The organism is Komagataeibacter kakiaceti JCM 25156 (assembly GCF_000613305.1).
On record NZ_BAIO01000160.1, the window covers coordinates 1 to 4706 of the forward strand.

The 4706-nt window shown below is 65.9% G+C and carries 2 protein-coding genes and 4 pseudogenes; all 6 read left to right on the forward strand.

The window, feature by feature from the left end:
- The coding region (locus JCM25156_RS09540) for an amino acid ABC transporter ATP-binding/permease protein (protein WP_025812891.1) at positions 1 to 669 on the forward strand (669 nt) is incomplete at its 5' end.
- A 104-nt stretch (positions 670 to 773) separates the two neighbouring features.
- A pseudogene (locus JCM25156_RS23135) lies at positions 774 to 1147 on the forward strand (OmpA family protein).
- 23 nt (positions 1148 to 1170) lie between these two features.
- Positions 1171 to 3004 (forward strand): annotated as a pseudogene (recQ, locus tag JCM25156_RS23140) (DNA helicase RecQ).
- Positions 3005 to 3058: 54 nt separating this feature from the next.
- Positions 3059 to 3564, forward strand: a pseudogene (nrdR, locus tag JCM25156_RS23145) (transcriptional regulator NrdR).
- A gap of 72 nt (positions 3565 to 3636) precedes the next feature.
- Positions 3637 to 4202, forward strand: a pseudogene (gene nusB, locus JCM25156_RS23150) (transcription antitermination factor NusB).
- A 24-nt stretch (positions 4203 to 4226) separates the two neighbouring features.
- A partial coding sequence (locus JCM25156_RS09565) for a thiamine-phosphate kinase (protein WP_025812893.1) occupies positions 4227 to 4706 on the forward strand: 480 nt, incomplete at its 3' end.

Consider the following 4706-nt stretch of genomic DNA (forward strand, 5'->3'; position numbering starts at 1 on the left):
TTCCGGTGGGACGCAGGGCGCGCGCCTGTGCTGGATGATCTGGACCTGACCATACCGGCGGGGCAGCGTATCGCGCTGCTGGGGCCGTCGGGGGCGGGCAAGTCCACGCTGGCGGCGCTGCTGCTGAAGGTGGTGGCCCCGCAATCCGGGCGGATCGAACTGGGGGGGCAGGACATCGCCACGATCCGCGATGATGCGTTGCGCGGGCGGATCGCATGGCTGTCACAGGCGACCCACCTGTTCGCGGATACGATTCGTGCCAACCTGCTGCTTGGCCGCCCCGATGCGACCGAGGATGAATTATGGACCGCGTTGGAACAGGCCTGTGTGGCCGATGTGGTGCGTGACCTGCCCGAAGGGCTGGATAGCTGGCTGGGTGAAGGGGGGGCTAGCCTGTCCGGCGGGCAGGGGCGGCGTCTGGCGCTGGCGCGGGTGCTGCTGTCGCGCGCGCCGATCCTGATACTGGACGAACCGGCCACCGGGCTTGACGCCCGGACCGAGCAGGAGTTTCTCCAGACCCTGAACGAAGTGACACGGGGGCGTACCGTCATCCTGATCGCCCACAGGCTGACCGGCGTGGAAAAACTCGACCGGGTCTGGCGGGTCGTGGATGGTAAAACGGTTGAGGTGCGTCAGCACGAAGGCGGTCATGCCCGCCGAAAGGATTGACGTGCTGCGCCCCACAGGGCACGAAGTAGCGGAAAAACCGGATCGGACAACCAGCAGGCTTATGGCGATCCGTCTTGAATAGCTGAATCGGGAGTAAGTCCATCATGCGTCGCCTGTCTCTTTTTCTTGGTCTCGGTCTGCTGACAGGGTGTGCTGGTGGCCATCCGGGCAAGTACATCGTGTTCTTTACCCAGAACTCCGTGCAGATTGACGCACCGGCCCAGACCGTGATCTCGCAGGCGGCCCAGCGCGCGGTGGCGCATCATGCCTCGGTGCGGGTGGAAGCTACGCGGCGGCCAGTCACGACCTGTCGGCTGATGAACTCCTGGCCATCGACCGCGCCAAGATCGTGGCGCGCCAGCTTGCCGTTGATGGCGTGGACGCGGCCCGCATCCGCCAGCAGCCGCGCGGGCCGGTCAATAATGAAGACGGTGCGCTCGCCTCCCGCCGTGTCGAAATCGTGGTTGGCGGAAACTGATTACAGACCCAGGCTTTTCGAACATGACCGGGCAGGGCGGTCAGTCACGCAACCCGCGTGACGTTCTGGCCGAGGTCTTCGGCTTTCCCGACTTTCGCGGCCTGCAGCAGCAGGCCGTGGATGAGGTCATGGCGGGCCGGGACTGTCTCGTGCTCATGCCCACCGGCGGCGGCAAGAGCGTGTGCTATCAGGTGCCCGCGCTTGCCCGGCCCGGCACGGGTCTGGTCATCTCCCCGCTGATCGCCCTCATGGACGATCAGGTGGCGGCCCTGCGGCAGCTTGGCGTCAATGCGGGCGCGCTGCATTCCGAACTGGAAGCCGAGGACGCCGCCCGTGTCCGCGCCGATCTTGTGGCGGGGCGGCTTGATATTCTTTACGTCTCGCCCGAGCGCCTGCTCTTTCCCGGCATGCTCGAACGCCTCGGGCGGCTGGAACTTTCCGTCATCGCGATTGACGAGGCCCACTGCATTTCCGCGTGGGGGCATGAATTCCGGCCCGAATACCGGGAACTCGCGGCCCTGCCGCAGCATTTTCCCGATGTGCCGCGTATCGCCCTGACCGCCACGGCCGATGCCCGCACGCGCAGCGACATCCTTGATGCGCTGGCCATGCCCGACGCACGGTGCTCAAGGCCAGTTTCCACCGGCCCAACCTTGATATCGCCGTGCGGCCCAAAACGTCCGAAATGCGGCAGCTTACCGCCATACTGGACCGGCACCGGGGGGCGGCGTCCATCGTGTACTGCGGTAGCCGCAGCAAGACCGAGCGGATCGCGCGCTCACTGGCGGGCAAGGGATATGTGGCGCTGCCGTTTCATGCCGGGCTGTCGCCGGTGGAAAAGCGCGCCGCCCTCATGCGTTTCCGTTCCGGTGAGGCAGTGGTGATCGTGGCCACCATCGCCTTTGGCATGGGCATCGACCGGCCCGATGTGCGCGCGGTGGTGCATCTGGACATGCCGTCTTCGCCCGAAGGGTATTACCAGCAGATCGGTCGCGCCGGGCGTGATGGCGAACAGGCCGAGACCGTCCTGCTGTACGGCGGCGATGACATGGCGCGCGCGCGTTACTGGCTGGAACAGTCCAACGCGCCACAGGCGCAGAAGCGGATCATGAGCGCGCGGCTGGAAGCATGATCGCCCTGACCGAGACGACAGGCTGCCGCACGCAGGCGCTGCTGGCCTGTTTTGGCGAGGAACTGGCCACGCCCTGCGGCCATTGTGACAACTGCCGCAACCCCGTGGCCACCTTTGACGGCACGGTGGCGGCGCAGAAGGTCCTTTCCGCCATTTACCGGACCGGGCAGCGTTTTGGCGCGGTTCATGTGGCGGGCGTGCTGCGGGGCAAGACATCGGATATGATCGCGCGCCACGGGCATGAGAAACTGACCGTGTTCGGCATTGGCAACGACCGGTCCGAACCGTTCTGGCGTGGCGTGATCCGGCAGTTGATCGCGCGTGGCGCCATAAAGGTGACGGGGGAATATAATTCCCTTGCCCTTGAGGAAGCGCGCGCGCGCCCCATCTTGCGGGGGGAGGAGCAGATCATGCTGCGTGAGGACGCGACCGAGGATCTGCGCGCCGCTGGGCGCGGCACGGGTGGTGGCGCGCGCCCGCAGATGACCGATCTGACGCCACAGGCGGCCACGCGGTACGAAGCCCTGCGGAAATGGCGGCTGGGGGAGGCGCGTGAGCAGGAAATCCCGCCCTATGTCATTTTTCATGACGCCGTGCTGCATGACATCGCGCTGGAGCGGCCGACCACGCTTGATGAGCTGGGCATGATCCGTGGGGTCGGTGGTTCCAAGCTGACACGCTATGGCGCGGCTGTTCTGGACGTGCTGGCGGAAGTGGGCGTCTGACCCGGCCCATTCGCGGCATGGTCTTTTTTTTTGGTAATCAGGAGCCGGTTTTGCATGCGTTGCCCGTTTTGTGGACATGAGGAAACACAGGTAAAGGACAGCCGCCCGCATGAGGACGGCGCGGCCATCCGCCGCCGCCGCATCTGTGCATCCTGCGGGCAGCGGTTCACCACCATCGAACGTGTGCAGTTGCGTGACCTGGTGGTGATCAAGGCCGATGGCCGCCGCGTGCCGTTCGAACGTGACAAGCTGGCGCGTTCAGTGCGTATCGCGCTGCGCAAGCGCCCGGTTGACGCGGAACGGATCGAGCGGATCGTCAACGGTCTGGTCCGCCACCTTGAGGCGACGGGGGAGACGGATGTCCCTCACGCGATATCGGGCGGCTGGTCATGGAAACGCTGCGCGAGATAGATTCCGTGGCCTATATCCGCTTCGCCTCCGTGCACTGGGATTTTCGCGAGACCAAGGATTTCGCGGATATTCTGGATACGATATCGGCCTCCGTCTCGGGTGACGGGGGGGAAGGCTTTTCGCCCTCCGGGTCAAAAAATAAAGATTGAACTGGACCCCGTCGCGCAAAGAGGCGATGAAGCCCTGATTTCGCGGTAATGTCACAGCAGGAGTAACGCGCCATGACACAGACAGACGGTGACCGGCAGCCTAGGGTCCGTTCCCGTACCGCATCGCGCGTTGCGGCGGTGCAGGCCCTGTTCCAGATCGAACAGAGCAGTGAAAACCCCGATCACGTGATCAACCAGTTCACCCGTCACCGGCTGGGCACGTCGGCTTCGTCCCGGTGCGACTATGCCGAGGGGCAGGTGCCCGATGCCGATGCGCGGCTGTTCGCCATGGTGGTGCGCGGGGCCATGGCCCGGCAGGACCGCATTGACGCCCTGCTGCATGAAATCCTGCCCGCATCCTGGCCGCTGGCCCGCCTGGACCCGGTGCTGCGCGCCATCATGCACGCGGCGGGTGGTGAAATGACCGGCAGCGCCGATCCGGTGCCCGCGCGTGTCGTCATCAATGAATACATGGATATTGCCCACGGCTTCCTGGCCGGTGACGAGCCGCGCATGCTCAACGGGGTGCTGGACGCCTGTCACGCCGCCTGAAGGAACCGGCCCCTGCCGCTGTCGCGTCCGCGCCGGAGGAAGCCGCGCCGGTCGTGACCGACGCGCCTGACAGCACGACACTGTAACACCGGCACGAGGGAATGGCGGCCATGGCGCAGGAAAACCCGCCGGATACTGGCCTGCCTGCCGAATTCGGGTTCATCGCCCGTGTTTTCCGTCCCCTCGCGGGGGAGGGCGCGCTTGACCTGCGCGATGACGCCGCCGTGTTCACGCCCCCTGCCGGGCAGCAGATCGTGGTGGCGGCGGACGCCATGGTGGAAGGCGTGCATTTCCTGCCCGATGACCCGGCGGAAACCGTGGGCCGCAAACTGCTGCGCTGCAACCTGTCGGATCTCGCGGCGATGGACGCCACCCCGCTTGGCTATCTGCTCACGGTTTCCATGCCCCCGGCGCGCGGGGAAGCATGGTTCGCGGATTTTGCCGCCGGTCTGGCCCACGATCAGCAGCAGTTCGGCATTACCCTGCTGGGCGGCGACACGACCTCCACCTCCGGCCCGCTTGTGCTGTCCCTGACCGTGCTGGGGCATGTGGCGCCGGGCATGGCGCTGCGGCGCAGCGGCGCGCGCGTG